This is a genomic window from Pseudomonas bijieensis (assembly GCF_013347965.1).
Classification (GTDB): Bacteria; Pseudomonadota; Gammaproteobacteria; order Pseudomonadales; family Pseudomonadaceae; genus Aquipseudomonas; species Aquipseudomonas bijieensis.
Genome location: NZ_CP048810.1, coordinates 2,810,745 through 2,827,705 on the forward strand (window position 1 = coordinate 2,810,745; position 16,961 = coordinate 2,827,705).

The window sequence follows — 16,961 nt, forward strand, 5'->3', positions numbered from 1 at the left end:
GCACACGGCAGGCATGGCGACATCCAACGACTTCGCAAACCAGTGGTTCAGCGCCCGCGGCTGGAAGCCGTTCGCCTTTCAGAAGCAGGTCTGGACCGCCGTCAAGCGAGGACAATCCGGTTTACTGCATGCCAGCACCGGTGCCGGCAAGACCTACGCCGTGTGGTTCGCCGCCCTCAACCGCTACGCCCGCCCCGCCCCACCGCCGGATAAACCGCGCAAACGCAAACCGCCGGCCGAGCCGCTCACGGTGCTGTGGATCACGCCAATGCGGGCGCTGGCTGCCGACACCGGCAAAGCCCTCGAAGCGCCCATGGCAGACCTGAACCTGCCGTGGAGCGTTGGCCTGCGTACCGGCGACACCAGTGCCAGCGAACGCGCCCGCCAGGGCCGGCGCCTGCCAACCGCGTTGATCACCACTCCCGAAAGCCTGACCCTGATCCTCGCCCGGGCCGATGCGCAAGTCGCCGTCTCGAGCCTGCGCATGGTCGTGGTGGATGAATGGCACGAGTTGCTCGGCAATAAACGTGGTGTGCAATTGCAACTGGCCCTGGCGCGCTTGCGGCACTGGCATCCCGAACTCATCGTCTGGGGCGTGTCCGCGACCCTGGGCAACCAGGCCCACGCCGAACAGGTATTGATCCCGCAGGGCAACGGGGTCAGCGTGCAGGGGGCCGACGGCAAGGCACTGCAGGTCGACACGCTGATACCCCCGGCCCTCGAACGCTTCCCTTGGGCCGGGCACATCGGCCTGAAAATGCTGCCCCAGGTCGTTGCCGAAATCGACGCCAGCAGCAGTTGCCTGGTCTTCACCAATACCCGGGCACAGTCGGAAATCTGGTATCAGGCGCTTCTTGAGGCGAGGCCCGATTGGGCCGGGCTGATCGCCCTGCACCACAGCTCGCTGTCGCGTGATACCCGGGACTGGGTGGAACAGGCATTGAAGGACGGCCAGCTCAAGGCGGTGGTCTGTACGTCCAGCCTGGACCTGGGGGTGGATTTCCTGCCAGTGGAACGGGTACTGCAGATCGGTTCGGCCAAGGGCGTAGCACGTCTGATGCAACGGGCCGGGCGCTCCGGCCACGCACCGGGGCGCGCCTCGCGGGTGACGCTGGTGCCGACCCACAGTCTGGAGTTGATCGAGGCCGCCGCCGCACAGGACGCCGTGGCCCAACGGCGCATCGAACCTCGCGAATCGCCCCACAAGCCGCTGGATGTCCTGGTGCAGCACTTGGTCAGCATGGCCCTGGGTGGCGGCTTCGTGCCCGATGAACTGTTTCGGGAAGTGCGCGGCGCCTGGGCCTACCGCGATCTCAACCCAGCCGAATGGGCCTGGGCCCTGGCTTTCGTACGTCATGGCGGCCTCTCCTTGACCGCCTACCCTGACTACCGACGGGTCGAGCCGGACGAACACGGGATCTGGCGCGTCCCCGACGCACGCCTGGCCCGCCGCCACCGCATGAGCATCGGCACCATCGTCAGCGATGCCAGCCTGCAATTGAAGTTCTGGAGCAAGGGCGGAGGCGGCAAGACCCTGGGCAGCGTAGAGGAAGGCTTCATCGCCCGCCTGCGCCCCGGTGACGGTTTCCTGTTCGCCGGGCGGCTGCTGGAATTGGTCCGGGTCGAAGACATGACCGCCTACGTGCGACGCAGCCAGGCCAAGAAAGCCGCCGTACCGCGCTGGAACGGCGGACGCATGCCGCTCTCCAGCGAACTGGCGGCCGCCGTCGTGGCCCGTTTGAGCGAAGCCGCCGCGGGCCGTTTCGAGGGCCCGGAGATGCAGGCCGTGCAGCCCTTGCTGCTGACTCAGCAACGCTGGTCCGGGTTGCCCACGCAAAGCACATTACTGGCCGAAGCCCTCAAGTCCCGGGAAGGCTGGCATCTGTTCCTCTACCCGTTTGCCGGACGCCAGGTTCATCTGGGCCTGGCCAGCCTGCTGGCATGGCGTGTCAGTCGGCAACAGCCGCTGACGTTTTCCATTGCGGTCAACGATTACGGCCTGGAGCTGCTCAGTGCCACGGCAGTGGATTGGTCGCAGTACCTGACCCCGGGACTGCTGAGCGTCGATCACCTGCTCGCCGACGTGCTTGCGAGCCTGAATGCCGGGGAACTGGCCCTCAGACGCTTTCGCGAAATCGCCAGGATCGCCGGGCTGGTCTTCGCCGGCTACCCCGGTGCGCCGAAAAGCACCCGGCAAGTGCAGGCGTCCAGTGGGTTGTTCTTCCAGGTGTTCAAGCAATACGACGCCGACAATCTGTTGCTGGCCCAGGCTGGGGAGGAAGTCCTGCGTGAAGAATTGGATATCCATCGACTGGAGCAGACCTTGCAACGCCTCGATACCTTGACGCTGGACCTGCACGTGATCAAGCGCCCTACCCCACTCGGGTTCCCGCTGCTGGTGGAGCGGTTCCGGGAAAGCATGAGCTCGGAAAAGCTCGCCGACCGCATCCGGCGAATGGTCAGCGAGCTGGAAAAGATTGCCGATCGCGGTGACGCCTGATGCCAGCGCCCTATCCTGTCAGCCTGGCCGGAGAAGAACTCTGGTTGCTCCCGGAAAAAGCCCTGTACTGGCCCGCCCAGGAAACCCTGATGGTGGCCGACGTTCATTTCGGCAAGGCCGCCGCCTACCGCAGCCTCGGGCAACCGGTACCCCATGGCACCACCGCCAGCAACATCGCCGTACTCGATGCAATACTGGCCAGCCTGCCGTGTCGACAGTTGCTTTTCCTCGGGGATTTTCTCCACGGCCCGGGCTCCCACGCGCCCGGCACCTTGCAGGCCCTTGCCGATTGGCGTGAGCGACATCCGCACCTGGCCATGACGCTGATTCGTGGCAACCATGACAAACGCGCCGGCGACCCACCGCCAGCGCTGAATATTCGCGTCGTACCGGAGCCCCTGCTGCTGGGCCCTTTCGCCGTACAACACGAGCCTGACCCGCACCCCAGCCGCCATGTGCTGGCCGGTCACGTGCACCCGGTCTACCACCTGAGCGGCAAAGGCCGGCAACGCCTGCGCCTGGCCTGCTTTCGACTGGGCAGCGAGATCAGCCTGCTACCGGCCTTCGGTGCGTTCACGGGCGGCTATCGAGTCGAGCACGACAGCGATTGCAGGATTTTTGTCCTCGGCGATAACGAAATATGGCCCGTCAACTGAAGCACGCGGTGCTATCGCTGCCGGGCCATCGTCTCATCAGGCAACAGGCGCAGGAGGCGGCTCATCCGGCAAGGTCGGTTCGCCGGGTTCAGTGGGATCGTTGGGTTGTTCGTTGGGAGTATCGGGATCGGGCTGGCCGGGAATGCCACCCGCCGCTTCGGCAGGATGGGCCAGCAATGACCAGGCCATGACGCCGATCTGATTGGGCTCAAGCCTTGCCAGTTCGGCACTGATTCGCGGATCGATCTTCATAGAGCAACTCCTGAGCGAAGGCCCGCTGCGCTGACGCACAAAAAACGGGCAGTACACGCAATAGAGTGCCTACCCGCCCAGGAATTCCAGCAGCTCGTCAGATTCAGGTACGCGGCAGCGTTACACCGCGCTGGCCCTGGTATTTGCCGCCACGATCCTTGTAGGACACTTCGCACTCTTCATCGGATTCGAGGAACAGCATCTGCGCCACACCCTCGTTGGCGTAGATTTTCGCCGGCAAGGTCGTGGTGTTGGAGAATTCCAGGGTCACGTGGCCTTCCCACTCCGGTTCCAGCGGCGTGACGTTGACGATGATGCCGCAACGGGCGTAGGTGCTCTTGCCCAGGCAAATGGTCAGCACGTTGCGCGGAATGCGGAAGTACTCGACAGTGCGGGCCAGTGCGAAGGAGTTCGGCGGGATGATGCAGACATCGCTCTTGACGTCGACAAAGCTCTTCTCGTCGAAGTTCTTCGGGTCGACGGTAGCCGAATTGATATTGGTGAACACCTTGAATTCGTCGGCGCAGCGCACGTCGTAGCCGTAGCTGGAGACACCGAAGGAGATCAGCCGGTCGGCGCCTTCGCCACGCATCTGGCGCTCGACGAAGGGCTCGATCATGCCGTGCTCTTGCGCCATGCGGCGAATCCACTTGTCCGATTTGATGCTCATGGCGGTTTCCTGAAATAGCGAGGTGGAAAAAATACGTCCGGCATCTTACCGGGGCACGGGGCCGGGTTCAAAGCGCGGCACGCAATTCTCGCCGATCCACCTTGATTTCCGGGTCCTGACGGCAATACCGCGCACCGCCAGTCACTAAATCCGAGAAACCTTCGCAAAGACCATTGGCACGTTCCGGAAAAAGGGTTAAGGTGGCGCCACTGTGCTGCTTGTGTCACTGAGAATCTCTACACGATATGTTGAATTTCGATCCAACCATCTACAAGAATTTTTCCTGCTCTTTGCACTCAGTCTCGGCCAGGGTTCTTCCTGAGTCGCAGTTATCTTTGTTCAAGGAGTTACACCATGTCTAATCGCCAAACCGGTACCGTTAAGTGGTTCAACGATGAAAAAAGGCTTCGGCTTCATCACTCCACAATCCGGTGACGACCTGTTCGTTCACTTCAAAGCTATCCAATCCGACGGCTTCAAAAGCCTGAAAGAAGGCCAACAGGTTTCTTTCATCGCTACCCGCGGTCAGAAAGGCATGCAAGCTGAAGAAGTTCAAGTTATCTAACTTGTCCTTGCTTTAGTAAAAGGCCCCGCCCTCAAAAGCGGGGCTTTTTTGTGCCTGTCAGTTTTCTACTGTGCACAAAAAACTGTGGGAGCGGGCTTGCTCGCGAAAGCGGTGGATCAGCAACATCAACGTTGACTGACACACCGCTTTCGCGAGCAAGCCCGCTCCCACATGGGTTTGCTGGTTAGCCTGGGACTACCAGGTAACGCCAAACCCAGCCGTGTAGCGCGTCTTGCTCAAGTCGCTGTCTTCGGTACCCTCGATGACATCCTTCTCGGCCTTGAGGTTGAGCGACGCCCAATCGGTCACCTTATAGCGCAACCCGATCTCTGCGTCGTAAGCGTAATCCGCCACATCGGACAGCGGTTTGCCCACTTCGCCGTTGGTGAAGAACTCGACGCGCTTGCCAATCAGGTAGCGGTTGTAGTCCCACTTCATGGCGACGGAATAGAAGTTGTCCTTGCCGCCGTCACGGTATTCATAATCGGTGCGGTTCAACAGCGAACCCAGCGAGAACGCGCCCAGCTCGTCATCCCAGAACTGATAGCCCGGACCGGTACCTACCACGCGCTGGCGCGCCAGGTCTTCGACTTTGTCCCGCTTGTAGTTCAGGCGGCCTTGCCAGAACCACTTGTCCGTCAGGAACCGGTCGAGGGAATACTCCAAGCGCCAGTTATCGGCGGAAACCACATCGTCCTGGAACTCACGGTTGTATTCGCCTTCGGCTGTGTGCCGCCATCTGCCGTGGCGTGCCGAGGTCTTGAAGTCGATGTCGTAATCGTCGGTATCGTTTTCCGCACGCTGGTAATCCAGCGCGGCATCGATATTGCCTTTCCACACCAGGTCCTCGACCACCGGCTTGGGCTTGAGGATCTGCTGGATACTGGCCAGCTCGACGGTCTTGGGCGCATCACCGTTGGCCAAAGTGACCTTGCCATCCTCGGCCGCCTGCAACGCCTTGGCTTTCTCGCCGGTATAGGCATCCTGCTTGACCAGGAGTTGCTGGTCACTCTCCAGGGTCTTGACCTGTTTCCAGTCAATGGGAATCGCACCGGCGTAATCGGTCTGGATCAGCAGCTTGCCGCCATCGAAAACGGTAATCTTGCCACTGAGTTTGTCCCCATTCTTCAACCAGACAGTGTCGGCGAGCAAGGGCGTAGAGGCGCTGGCAACAGCCAGGCATAGCAGGGTTCTAGACAACATAAGCGATAAAGGGCTCAAGTTTGCGGTGAAAAGGCGGCATTATCCCCCAGGATGACACCTCAGCAAGGACTGACCCGTGTATGGGTGATGAGTTCATTTCTCAATCAACCTTGTAGGAATTAATCTACAGACGGACACCCGAGGAGCCCCCAACGTGACTGATACCCCAGCGGATACCGAGAACGCTGCCCAAATCCGCCGCACCACCCTCTACCTGACCCTGGCACAAGTGCCGGCGGGCAAGGTCGTCACCTACGGCCAACTCGCCGAAATGGCCGGCCTGGGCCGTGCGGCGCGCTGGGTCGGGCGGACCCTCAGCCAATTGCCGAATGACACCAAGCTGCCCTGGCACCGAGTCTTGGGTGCCGGCGGTCGGATCAGTCTGCCGGTGGGCAGCTCTTCAGGAGATGAACAGCGCGCGCGCCTGCGCATGGAGGGAGTCAGTGTCCTGAACAATCGTGTTGATATTCAGCGCCATGGCTGGCGCCCGGTAGAGCACAGCGGTTAGAGTGCGCGCTTTGTTTTCGCAATTTTTGAGGCAGACTCCAGCCCATGCCCCGTAAAACCTGGCGCGCCGCCCTCGCCGCCTATGCCAGTCCCTCGACGCTCGTGCTGTTGCTGCTTGGCTTCGCCGCCGGCTTGCCCTACATGCTGGTGTTTTCCACGCTTTCGGTCTGGTTGCGCGAGGCCGGCGTGGCCCGCGAAACCATTGGCTATGCGAGCCTGATCGGCCTGGCGTATGCCTTCAAGTGGGTCTGGTCGCCGCTGCTCGACCAATGGCGCCTGCCGCTACTGGGCAAACTGGGGCGTCGCCGTTCATGGCTGGTGCTCTCCCAGGCCTTGGTGATCCTCGGCCTGATCGGCATGGGCTTTTGCGACCCACAAAAACACCTGTCCTGGTTGATCGCCATCGCCGTCATCGTCGCCTTCGCCTCCGCGACGCAGGACATCGCCGTCGACGCCTATCGCCTGGAGATCGCCGACGACACCCGCCAGGCCGCCCTCGCCGCCAGCTACATGTCCGGTTATCGCATCGCCGCGCTATTGGCCACCGCTGGCGCCCTGTTCTTCGCCGAAGGATTTGGCTCCACCGGCTTCAGCTACAAGCACTCGGCCTGGGCCGGTACCTACCTGCTATTCGGCGTATTGATGGTCCCGGCGCTGCTGACCTCGCTGTTCATGCGCGAGCCGCCAGTGCCGCTGCGCACCCAATTGCAGGCCGGACGCTACACGTTCGTTCATCAGTTGGCGTCGGTGTTCGTGCTCATCGTGCTGTTGGTGTCAGTCCCGGCGATGTTCACCCAACTCTACAACACCGATTTCGCCAGCGTGCTGTTCGAGGGCGTCAGCCTGCTCGACCTGCTGCTCGAAGACCGTGCGTTCCTGCGGGCCATCCTCTACATCATCCTGACTGCCCTGTGCCTGTCGGCCATGGGTCGCCGTGGACTGGCGCCAGTGCTGACGCCGGTCAACGATTTCATCCTCCGTTACCGCTGGCAGGCCCTGCTGCTGCTCGGGCTGATCGCAACCTATCGGATGTCCGACACGGTCATGGGCGTCATGGCCAACGTGTTCTACATCGACCAGGGCTTCACCAAGGACCAGATCGCCAGCGTCAGCAAGATTTTCGGGCTGATCATGACCCTCGTCGGTGCCGGCATGGGCGGCCTGCTGATCGTCCGTTTCGGCATCCTGCCCATCCTGTTCATAGGCGGTGTCGCCTCGGCCGGAACCAACATCCTCTTCCTGATGCTCACCGACATGGGCGCCAACCTGAAGATGTTGATCGTCACCATCTCCCTGGACAACTTCAGCTCCGGCCTGGCCACTTCAGCGTTCGTCGCCTATCTGTCGAGTCTTACAAACCTGAAATTCTCCGCCACCCAATACGCCCTGCTCAGCTCGATCATGCTGTTGCTGCCGCGCTTGATCGGTGGTTATTCAGGGGTGATGGTGGAGAAGTTCGGTTATCACAACTTCTTCCTGATCACCGCCCTGCTTGGCGTGCCGACCCTGGTGCTGATCGCCCTGCACTGGTTCCAGGAGAACCGGCGCCAAGATTCGCCCCCGACCGAGGAACCGGCGCCCACCCGGCCCGCAGAAGAGTCGTAGGAAACTTCAGCAAACGCCGGGGAAACCGGCGTTCGCACCTGGCGACCGGCCACGCGCCTGTACGCCAGGGCATCTCGCCCGTACAATGCTCCGTCACTTCTCGTCATCAGCAACCGACAACGGCCAACCATGCGCACCAGTCAATTTTTGCTCGCCACACAGAAAGAAACGCCTTCCGACGCCGTCGTGATCAGCCATCAGTTGATGCTGCGTGCCGGCATGATCCGCAAACTCGCCTCGGGCCTGTACACCTGGCTGCCGATGGGCCTGCGGGTCATGCGCAAGGTGGAAGCCATCGTTCGCGAAGAGATGGACGCCGCCGGTTCCCTGGAAGTGTTGATGCCGGGCACCCAACCGGCCGAGCTGTGGCAGGAATCGGGGCGCTGGGAAGAGTACGGCCCTGAGCTGCTGCGCATCAAAGACCGTCACGGTCGCGACTTCTGTGCAGGCCCGACCCACGAAGAAGTGATCACCGACCTGATGCGCAACGAGTTGAGCAGCTACAAGCAGCTGCCGATCAACCTGTACCAGATCCAGACCAAGTTCCGTGACGAGATTCGTCCACGCTTCGGCCTGATGCGCGGTCGCGAATTCATCATGAAGGACGCCTACTCGTTCCATACCGACCTGGCCTCGCTGCAAGTCACCTACGACCGCATGCACCAGGCGTATTGCAACGTGTTCACCCGCCTGGGCCTGAAATTCCGCCCGGTTGAAGCCGACAACGGCTCCATCGGCGGTGCCGGCTCCCACGAGTTCCACGTACTGGCCGAGTCCGGCGAAGACGACATCGTCTTCAGCAATGGCTCCGATTACGCCGCCAACATCGAGAAAGCCGAAGCCGTGCCGCGGGAAACCTCCCGCGCCGCGCCGACCGAAGAGCTGCGCCTGGTGGACACTCCGAACGCCAAGACCATTGCCCAGTTGGTGGAAGGCCACAACCTGCCGATCGAACGGACCATCAAGACCCTGATCGTCCGCGCGGAAGAAGCCGGCAAGCTGATTGCCCTGATCATCCGTGGCGATCATGAGCTGAACGAAATCAAGGCCGCCAACCAGCCTGGCGTCGCCAGCCCGCTGGTCATGGCCACCGACGCCGAACTGCGCGACGCCATCGGCGCCGGTGCCGGTTCCCTCGGCCCGCTGAACCTGCCGCTGCCGATCATCATCGACCGCTCGGTGGCGTTGATGAGCGACTTCGCCATCGGTGCCAACATCGATGACAAGCACTATTTCGGCGTGAACTGGGAACGCGACCTGCCGGTGCCAACCGTCGCGGACCTGCGCAACGTCGTGGCCGGCGATCCGAGCCCGGACGGCAAGGGCACCCTGGAAATCAAGCGCGGCATCGAAGTCGGGCACATCTTCCAGCTGGGTAACAAGTACAGCAAGGCGATGAAGTGCGAAGTGCTGGGCGAGAACGGCAAGCCGGTCACCCTGGAAATGGGTTGCTATGGCATCGGCGTTTCCCGCGTGGTGGCAGCCGCCATCGAGCAGAACAACGACGAGAAAGGCATCATCTGGAGCGACACACTGGCGCCTTTCCAGATTGCCTTGGTGCCGCTGCGCTATGAAACCGACCTGGTGCGTGAAGCCACCGACAAGCTCTACGCCGAATTGACGGCCGCCGGCTTCGAAGTGCTGCTGGACGACCGCGACAAGAAAACCAGCCCCGGCATCAAGTTCGCGGACATGGAACTGATCGGCATCCCCCATCGGATCGTCGTCAGTGACCGTGGCCTGGCCGAAGGCAACCTGGAATACAAGAGCCGCACCGAGGCCGAGCCGCAAGCGCTGCCGGTCGCCGACGTGCTGTCGTTCCTCCAGGCCCGTATCCGCCGCTGACACCAGATAGAGACGTCATGTTCAAGCGAAACACCTTAGGCCTCGGTGGCGCCGCCCTGTGCGGCGCCCTGCTGGTCAGCGGCTGTGCCAACCAGATGTCACAACGCAGCGAGCACGAAGAGCGGGTCGAGCGTAAATTGCTCGACCACAGCCTGCAGATCGACGTGGGCGAACCCAAGGTGCTCGACCTGCCCCAGCGGCGGGTGCGAATCAACGAGCAGAAGACCTTCGAAGTCACTGAGTTCGAGGTCACGCGCCATTACGATCGCTACACGCCGTACCAACCCTGGCGGGAGATTTACGAAATCCCCTTGGGTGCCGTGGCCGTGGTGGCCGGTGTCGGCGCGAACGTGGTCAATGTGTTCGCCCTCGGCAGCCTGCCGGACACCGTGACCCGTGACTGGATCAGCTATGGTTTCGCCGGGCTCAACCCATTCATGAACGTCCCTTCCCATGGTCGTGCCCAGCAGAACCTGGCGGGCATCGACGAAGTCCAGCGCGACAAGCGCACGGAACACTCGAGCCTGCCTTGGAGCGAACGCCCGGTGGAGGTCAAGGCCGCCCGGCAGACCTTCGAGCTGAGCACCGACCGTAACGGCGTGCTGCGCTTGAACCTGCTGGAAAGCCCGTTCGCCGAACAGGATCTGAGCCAGTTCGGCAAATTGCAGATCAGCGTGACGGATGCCCAGGACGAAGTGCACACCGACTCATCCCTGAGCATCAGCAGCACCTTGCGCAGCAAGCTGCTGGAAGCCCATGCGTTGATCTACGACGACCTGGAAGACGACGAAGTGAGCCAGTGGGTTCATCGAGTCAAGCGCCTGTCGGAGCTGGGACTGGAAGAAGAAGCCAGCGAACTGGAGCAGAGCCTGATCGAACTGACCCGCAATGATCCAGAGCTGCAAGCCGAATTCATGAAAGCGCTGACCAAGGATGGCGGGCGGCTGGTGGCGGATCCTGGCGTGAATTGAAATACCTCCTGCGGCAGGAGGTTGTGTGAAGGAGAGACCTGTGGGAGCAGGGCTTGCCCGCGAGGGCGGTCTCAAGGATGCCATCGCGAGCAAGCCTTGCTCCCACAGGATTCCCTTGCCACAAGGACCGCGCCAAGCAGGGCACTCATCGTCAGCCTCACCGTTCAAACAACTCCAACTGCTCGAACCCACCGCGCAAATCTTCCAACCGCACGCCTATCCCCAATAATCGCACCGGTTTACCACCGCGGTTGAACGCCTGGGTCAACAGCAATTGGTAACTGCCCAGGTCCCGCCCCGCCCCAGCCTGCTCCAGAGTGGTCTGGGTGAAGTCGTGGAACTTCACTTTGACGAACGGCTTGCCCGGCCGATAACTGCTGTCGATCCGCGCCATGCGTCCGCTGAGGGTTTCCATCAGTTCCGGCAGCTTGTCTAGACAGCTCACCAGGTCGGGCAGGTCGACATCGTAGGTATTTTCCACACTGATGGACTGCCGTCGGCTGTCGTTGTGCACCAGACGCTCATCGATCCCACGGGCCAGGCTCCAGAGCCGCTCACCGAAACTGCCGAATTCGCGCACCAGCGCCAACTTGTCCCATTGACGCAATTGCAGGCAATCGACGATACCAAGCCGGTTCAGCTTATCGGCGGTGACTTTTCCAACACCGTGGAGCTTGCTGACCGGCAGGGCCGAGACGAAGTCCTCGACCTGGTCCGGGGTGATGACGAACAGGCCGTTGGGCTTTTTCCAGTCACTGGCGATCTTGGCCAGGAACTTGTTCGGCGCGACGCCTGCGGACACGGTGATGTGCAACTGGTTGGAAACGCGTCGGCGAATATCCTGGGCGATGCGGGTGGCGCTGCCACCGAAATGAGCGCTGGCGGAGACGTCCAGGTAAGCCTCGTCCAGCGACAGCGGCTCGATCAGGTCAGTGTAATCGCTGAAAATCGTATGAATTTCCCTCGACGCTTCCCTGTAGGCATCCATTCGTGGCTTGACGATAGTGAGATCCGGACAGAGCTTCAACGCGTGACCGGAGGACATGGCCGAGCGTACGCCATAGGCACGAGCCTCATAATTACAGGTGGCAATCACGCCCCGCCGATCCGCCGAACCACCCACCGCCAGGGGCTTGCCGGCCAGCCGCGGGTCATCGCGCATCTCGATAGCGGCATAGAAGCAGTCACAGTCGACGTGGATGATTTTACGTTGCGTCATAAAGAAGCGGAGTGTGCGACGAATCGGGTCACCAGTATCGCACTCGCACCTGTATATAGCACCAGTAGTTTGAAAGATCCTTCGCTCAGTAAGGAAAGCGCCTACATAAATTTATTTATTCAATCGCAGCGAATCATCCGATAGAGCGCCAGCCCTTGCCAGGCCTGCGTCACAGCGCTGTCACAATGCCCTTTACCAAGTCTAAGCGCTTGAAGCGGAACAGGTTTTTATGACGCCGGGGTTGACAGCAAGGCGATCCTCTGTAGAATGCCGCCACACAGACGCGGGATGGAGCAGTCTGGTAGCTCGTCGGGCTCATAACCCGAAGGTCGTCGGTTCAAATCCGGCTCCCGCAACCAAACATCAAGAAAGGCTACTCGAGAGAGTGGCCTTTTTTGTGCGTGCTCGTTTTTGACTACATGATCAGAGAGTCGCCGCCTGCGCCCCTTCACGCCCCCCCAAGTTGTAGGACAATTCCCTTACATTCCGAGCATTTAGGAAGACCAGGTGTGGATCGCTCGTTTATTTGGCCCCATCGCCTTTTAACGGTTGACACTCGGGCGTTCGCCTGTAGAATGCCGCCACACAGACGCGGGATGGAGCAGTCTGGTAGCTCGTCGGGCTCATAACCCGAAGGTCGTCGGTTCAAATCCGGCTCCCGCAACCAAATATCAAGAAAGGCTGCTCGAAAGAGTGGCCTTTTTTGTGTCTGGCGAAAAAGACTTCATTACAAATGTTTTGTAATTATTTTCTGCCGCAGGGATTGGTAACTTGGCTGGATACCCCCATCCTGTCGCGCATAGCTCAAGAGGTGATTGATGCGCGCCCACTCGTCTGACCCGCAAGACTCCGCTACTGCGACACAACCGATCAAGGCCGAGCGACTGCGTTGGCTGGATCGGATCAGCCAGTACCGCCAGCCCATCGGCCTCGCCGTCACGCTGCTGCTGTTTGCGATTGCATTGATTGCCTGCCGCCACCTGCTGAGCGAGCTCGATCTGTACGCCCTGCACGACTCTATTCTGGAGGTGCCCCGGCCAGCCCTGCTCGGTGCGATCGCCGCCACGGTGGCCGGTTTCATCATTCTCCTGGGCTACGAATGGTCCGCCAGCCGTTACGCCGGAGTGACGCTGCCACCACAAACCATGGTCCTGGGCGGATTCACCGCGTTCGCCATCGGCAATGCCATTGGCCTGTCACTGCTGTCGGGCGGTTCGGTGCGCTACCGCCTGTATGCGCGTCATGGCCTGGGGGCCTCGGATGTCGCCCACATGACGCTGTTCGCCAGCCTGTCCCTGGGCTGCGCGTTGCCGCCGCTGGCGGCCCTGGCGACGCTCAGCAACCTGCCCGCCGCGTCCGCTGCGCTGCACCTGCCTGCGACTTTGCTGGGGGCCATTTCCGTGGCGGTGCTGCTGCTCACCAGCGTGTTGGCCATCGGTATTTACCGCCGGCGCCTGCCGGAACAGCCTCATCGGGACAGCCTGCTGGTCAAGGCCGGGCGCCGCACACTGCGCCTGCCGGGCCGACGCCTGACCTTCCTGCAACTGGTGATCACCGCGCTGGACGTCGCCGCCGCCGCCACCGTGTTGTATCTGTTGCTGCCCGAGGCGCCGCCGTTCGGCGCTTTCCTGCTGGTGTACCTGCTGGCACTGGCCGCCGGGGTGCTCAGCCATGTACCGGGCGGTGTCGGCGTGTTCGAAGCGATCCTGCTGGCCGCGTTTGCCGACAAACTCGGCGCCGCCCCACTGGCCGCCGCGCTGTTGCTGTATCGCTTGATCTACGTGCTGCTGCCGATGCTGGTGGCTTGCGTATTGCTGCTGATCAATGAAGCGCAACGGCTGTTCCAGACGCGCCAGACCCTGCGGGCGGCGTCGGGCCTCGCGGCACCGATCCTGGCAGTGCTGGTGTTCCTCTCGGGCGTGGTGCTGCTGTTTTCCGGGGTGACACCAGAAATCGACACCCGCCTGGAGCACATCGGTTTCCTGATCCCTCATCGGCTGGTCGACGCTTCGCACTTCGGCGCCAGCCTGGTGGGCGTGTTGTGCCTGTTGCTCGCCCAGGGGCTGCGTCGCCGCCTGTCGGCGGCCTGGATGCTGACCACCATTTTGCTGCTGGTGGGCGCCCTGCTCTCCCTACTCAAGGGTTTTGACTGGGAAGAAGCCACGTTGCTGACGCTGACGGCCTCCCTGCTGGCGGTATTCCGGCGCTCCTTCTATCGTCCGAGTCGCCTGACCGAGCTGCCGTTTTCCCCACTGTTCCTGATCGCCAGCCTTTGCGTGCTTGGCGCGTCGATCTGGCTGTTGCTGTTTGCTTACCAGGACGTGCCCTACAGCCATCAACTCTGGTGGCAGTTCACCCTCGACGCCGACGCCCCTCGTGGCCTGCGCTCGCTGCTGGGGGCGGCAGTGCTGCTGGTGGTGGTGTCCCTGACCTGGCTGCTGCGCACCGCCCGGCCGGTGATCCATTTGCCGACCGCAGAAGAACTGGAGCGGGCCAAGACGATCCTCATGGCGTCTTCGCAACCCGACGGTGGCCTGGCCCTGACCGGTGACAAGGCATTGCTGTTTCACCCCAACGACGAAGCCTTCCTGATGTATGCCCGCCGTGGTCGCAGCCTGGTGGCGTTGTATGACCCTATCGGGCCAACCCAACAACGGGCCGAAATGATCTGGCAGTTCCGTGACCTGTGTGACATCCACCATGCCCGCCCGGTGTTCTACCAGGTGCGTGCCGAGAACCTGCCGTACTACATGGACATCGGCCTGACAGCCATCAAGCTGGGCGAGGAAGCACGGGTCGACCTCAAGCGTTTCGATCTCGAAGCCAAGGGCAAAGAGATGAAGGACTTGCGTTACACCTGGAACCGCGGCACCCGTGACGGGCTTTCGCTGGAGATCCACGAACCGGGCCAGGCACCGATGGATGAGCTCAAGGTCATTTCCGATGCCTGGCTGACCGGCAAGAACGTGCGCGAGAAAGGTTTTTCCCTGGGCCGTTTCAGCGACGACTACCTCAAGCACTTTCGTATCGCGGTGATTCGATTCGAAGGCCGCCCGGTCGCATTCGCCAACCTGCTGGAGACCCACAGCCATGATCTGGCCAGCCTCGACCTGATGCGCGCCCACCCCGAAGCCCCGAAGCTGACCATGGAGTTCATGATGGTCGGCCTCATCCAACACTATAAGAACCATGACTATGCCCGCTTCAGCCTGGGCATGGTCCCACTGTCGGGCCTGCAGCCGCGTCGTGGCGCGCCGCTGACCCAGCGCCTAGGCTCGATGGTGTTCCGCCGTGGCGAGCAGCTCTACAACTTCCAGGGGCTGCGCCGCTTCAAAGATAAATTCCAGCCTGACTGGGAACCTCGTTACATGGCCGTGCCCGCCGGACTCGATCCGCTGGTGGCGCTGGCCGATACTGCCGCCCTGATTGCAGGCGGCCTGACTGGACTGGTGAAACGCTGATGATGCAACGCTCCTGGCGATACGTAGTGGCCGCCCTGCTGGTGCTGGCGGTGATTCTCGGTGGCGGTTACTGGTACTGGAACCGCCCGGCCCCGCAACCCACCCTGGAACAACTGGCGCCCGCCGACGGCGTGGCAATGACCCGGGTCATCCCTGGCACCAAGCCACGTGCCCAGGTGCTGGTGGCGGTCAATGAAGACCAGAAGCTCAGCGACACCCAATTGACGACCCTCAGCCGCAGCGGCTCGGCACAGATCGTCCAGGTGATCCTGCCCAAGGACTGCATGCTGCAAGGCCGCGCCCTGCAAGCGGGCCTGCGGCAGCTCCAGGGGCCGGCCACGCTGGTTAGCGGCATCGGCCCTGGCGCCGTGCTGGCCTGGCGCTGGCTGGCCGAGCAGAAAGACGACAAGGCCAAGGCCGTTTCGGTGGACCTGGCCCTGGAAAAACCCGGCTGCACGCACTTGCTGCCCAAAAGCGCGGCCCATGGCCACTGGCTGGTGGCGTGGAACGATAACCCTGACGACACCAGCGCCGGTTTCGTACGGGATCAGAAAAATGCCGAAACCAGCATCAGCGACTACGACATCAACCTGCCGCAAGTGCTGAACAACGAACTGCGCAAGATCCTGGTAGGCGCCGACAAGGGCAAGGGTGGCCTGAGCATCCCGGTGGTGGAAGTCCCAGCCAGCCAGGCGCGGGACACCGTAACCCTGTTCCTCTCCGGCGACGGTGGCTGGCGTGACCTGGACCGCGACGTGGCCGATGAAATGGCCAAGATCGGCTACCCAGTGGTCGGTATCGACACCCTGCGCTACTACTGGCAGCACAAGAGCCCTGAGCAGAGCGCGGTCGACCTGGCCGAACTGATGCAGCACTACCGTCAGATCTGGGGCACCAAGCGCTTCATCCTGACCGGCTACTCCTTCGGCGCCGACGTGCTGCCGGCCATCTACAATCGCCTGCCAGCCACCGAACAACAGCGGGTCGATGCGATCATCCTGCTGGCCTTCGCCCGCACCGGCAGCTTCGAGATCGAAGTCGAAGGCTGGCTCGGCAACGCCGGCACCGAGGCGGCCACCGGCCCGGAAATGGCCAAGCTGCCTGCCGAGAAAGTGGTGTGCATCTATGGCGGCGAAGAGGCTGACGAAAGCGGTTGCACCGACAAGACCGCCGTGGGCGAAGCCATCAAACTGCCCGGCGGCCACCACTTTGACGAAAACTACCCGGCCCTGGCCAAGCGCCTGATCGATGAGATCAACAAGCGCCAGAGCAAGCCTGCCGACCAGTGACCTGATGCAGGCTTAACGAGAAGCCCCTGCAGCCTTTACGGATGCAAGGGCTTTTTTGTGGTCGTTCGATTTGCACATACCCCTGTGGGAGCGAGCCTGCTCGCGATGACGGCAGCACAGTCAACATCACCGTCAACTGACCCTCAGCTATCGCGAGCAGGCTCGCTCCCACAAGGATTCATTAGCATCTTACATTTGGGTCGCCCACAAAAAAGCCC

The 16,961-nt window shown here is 61.9% G+C and carries 12 protein-coding genes, 2 tRNA genes and 1 pseudogene; 11 read left to right on the top strand and 4 right to left on the bottom strand.

The annotated features are described in order from the left end of the window. Positions 1-13: 13 nt before the first annotated feature. Positions 14-2,500, top strand: coding sequence for a ligase-associated DNA damage response DEXH box helicase (locus tag GN234_RS12215; protein ID WP_176688532.1), 2,487 nt, complete (start codon positions 14-16; stop codon positions 2,498-2,500). Then, complete coding sequence (gene pdeM, locus GN234_RS12220; RefSeq protein ID WP_176688533.1) at positions 2,500-3,156, top strand: ligase-associated DNA damage response endonuclease PdeM; 657 nt, start codon at positions 2,500-2,502, stop codon at positions 3,154-3,156. Before GN234_RS12215 ends, pdeM begins: the two co-directional genes overlap by 1 nt. Before the next feature lie 36 nt (positions 3,157-3,192). Here the strand turns inward: pdeM and GN234_RS12225 are convergent, their stop codons facing one another. After that, a complete protein-coding gene (locus GN234_RS12225; RefSeq protein WP_109755687.1) occupies positions 3,193-3,408 on the bottom strand; it encodes a hypothetical protein in 216 nt (71 codons plus the stop codon). Between the two features lie 103 nt (positions 3,409-3,511). Next, complete coding sequence (gene dcd / locus GN234_RS12230; RefSeq protein WP_003184751.1) at positions 3,512-4,078, bottom strand: dCTP deaminase; 567 nt, start codon at positions 4,076-4,078, stop codon at positions 3,512-3,514. Positions 4,079-4,432: 354 nt separating this feature from the next. Here dcd and GN234_RS12235 point away from each other — a divergent pair. Then, a pseudogene (locus GN234_RS12235) lies at positions 4,433-4,643 on the top strand (cold-shock protein). Between the two features lie 195 nt (positions 4,644-4,838). On the opposite strand, the gene GN234_RS12240 reads toward GN234_RS12235, so the two are convergent. Continuing rightward, positions 4,839-5,846 carry a DUF481 domain-containing protein gene (locus tag GN234_RS12240; RefSeq protein ID WP_109755686.1) on the bottom strand — a complete coding sequence of 336 codons (1,008 nt, stop codon included), beginning with the start codon at positions 5,844-5,846 and terminating at the stop codon, positions 4,839-4,841. A 154-nt stretch (positions 5,847-6,000) separates the two neighbouring features. Here GN234_RS12240 and GN234_RS12245 point away from each other — a divergent pair, with 154 nt between their 5' ends. The 4 genes from GN234_RS12245 (at position 6,001) to GN234_RS12260 (ending at position 10,774) form a co-directional block, all read left to right on the top strand. Continuing rightward, a complete protein-coding gene (locus GN234_RS12245) occupies positions 6,001-6,354 on the top strand; it encodes an MGMT family protein (RefSeq protein ID WP_109755685.1) in 354 nt (117 codons plus the stop codon). Between the two features lie 44 nt (positions 6,355-6,398). Beyond that, complete coding sequence (locus GN234_RS12250; RefSeq protein ID WP_109755684.1) at positions 6,399-7,958, top strand: AmpG family muropeptide MFS transporter; 1,560 nt, start codon at positions 6,399-6,401, stop codon at positions 7,956-7,958. Positions 7,959-8,087: 129 nt separating this feature from the next. Next, the gene (locus GN234_RS12255; protein WP_116831595.1) at positions 8,088-9,803 is read left to right on the top strand and encodes a proline--tRNA ligase; all 1,716 of its coding nucleotides are present in this window, start codon (positions 8,088-8,090) and stop codon (positions 9,801-9,803) included. Positions 9,804-9,820: 17 nt separating this feature from the next. Continuing rightward, positions 9,821-10,774: a hypothetical protein gene (locus GN234_RS12260; RefSeq protein WP_109755682.1), complete on the top strand. Its 954-nt coding sequence runs from the start codon at positions 9,821-9,823 to the stop codon at positions 10,772-10,774. A 157-nt stretch (positions 10,775-10,931) separates the two neighbouring features. Here GN234_RS12260 and dinB read toward each other — a convergent pair whose 3' ends face one another. Beyond that, a complete protein-coding gene (dinB, locus tag GN234_RS12265) occupies positions 10,932-11,993 on the bottom strand; it encodes a DNA polymerase IV (protein ID WP_109755681.1) in 1,062 nt (353 codons plus the stop codon). Positions 11,994-12,275: 282 nt separating this feature from the next. On the opposite strand from dinB, the gene GN234_RS12270 reads away from it, so the two are divergent. The 4 genes from GN234_RS12270 to GN234_RS12285 all read left to right on the top strand — a co-directional run bounded on the left by GN234_RS12270 (position 12,276) and on the right by GN234_RS12285 (position 16,743). Beyond that, positions 12,276-12,352 (top strand) — tRNA-Met (locus GN234_RS12270). A gap of 231 nt (positions 12,353-12,583) precedes the next feature. Beyond that, positions 12,584-12,660, top strand: a tRNA-Met gene (locus tag GN234_RS12275). 151 nt (positions 12,661-12,811) lie between these two features. Continuing rightward, positions 12,812-15,454 carry a bifunctional lysylphosphatidylglycerol flippase/synthetase MprF gene (gene mprF, locus GN234_RS12280; RefSeq protein ID WP_176688534.1) on the top strand — a complete coding sequence of 881 codons (2,643 nt, stop codon included), beginning with the start codon at positions 12,812-12,814 and terminating at the stop codon, positions 15,452-15,454. Continuing rightward, positions 15,454-16,743, top strand: a complete 1,290-nt coding sequence (locus GN234_RS12285; protein ID WP_109755679.1) for a virulence factor family protein — start codon at positions 15,454-15,456, stop codon at positions 16,741-16,743. Before mprF ends, GN234_RS12285 begins: the two co-directional genes overlap by 1 nt. Positions 16,744-16,961 lie beyond the last annotated feature (218 nt).

Coding starts and splice junctions, on each gene's coding strand:
- pdeM (WP_176688533.1), top strand. CDS start 2,500: ATGCCAGCGCCCTATCCTGTCAGCCTGGCCGGAGAAGAACTCTGGTTG.
- GN234_RS12240 (WP_109755686.1), bottom strand. CDS start 5,846: ATGTTGTCTAGAACCCTGCTATGCCTGGCTGTTGCCAGCGCCTCTACG.
- GN234_RS12215 (WP_176688532.1), top strand. CDS start 14: ATGGCGACATCCAACGACTTCGCAAACCAGTGGTTCAGCGCCCGCGGC.
- dinB (WP_109755681.1), bottom strand. CDS start 11,993: ATGACGCAACGTAAAATCATCCACGTCGACTGTGACTGCTTCTATGCC.
- GN234_RS12285 (WP_109755679.1), top strand. CDS start 15,454: ATGATGCAACGCTCCTGGCGATACGTAGTGGCCGCCCTGCTGGTGCTG.
- dcd (WP_003184751.1), bottom strand. CDS start 4,078: ATGAGCATCAAATCGGACAAGTGGATTCGCCGCATGGCGCAAGAGCAC.
- mprF (WP_176688534.1), top strand. CDS start 12,812: ATGCGCGCCCACTCGTCTGACCCGCAAGACTCCGCTACTGCGACACAA.
- GN234_RS12250 (WP_109755684.1), top strand. CDS start 6,399: ATGCCCCGTAAAACCTGGCGCGCCGCCCTCGCCGCCTATGCCAGTCCC.
- GN234_RS12260 (WP_109755682.1), top strand. CDS start 9,821: ATGTTCAAGCGAAACACCTTAGGCCTCGGTGGCGCCGCCCTGTGCGGC.
- GN234_RS12225 (WP_109755687.1), bottom strand. CDS start 3,408: ATGAAGATCGATCCGCGAATCAGTGCCGAACTGGCAAGGCTTGAGCCC.
- GN234_RS12255 (WP_116831595.1), top strand. CDS start 8,088: ATGCGCACCAGTCAATTTTTGCTCGCCACACAGAAAGAAACGCCTTCC.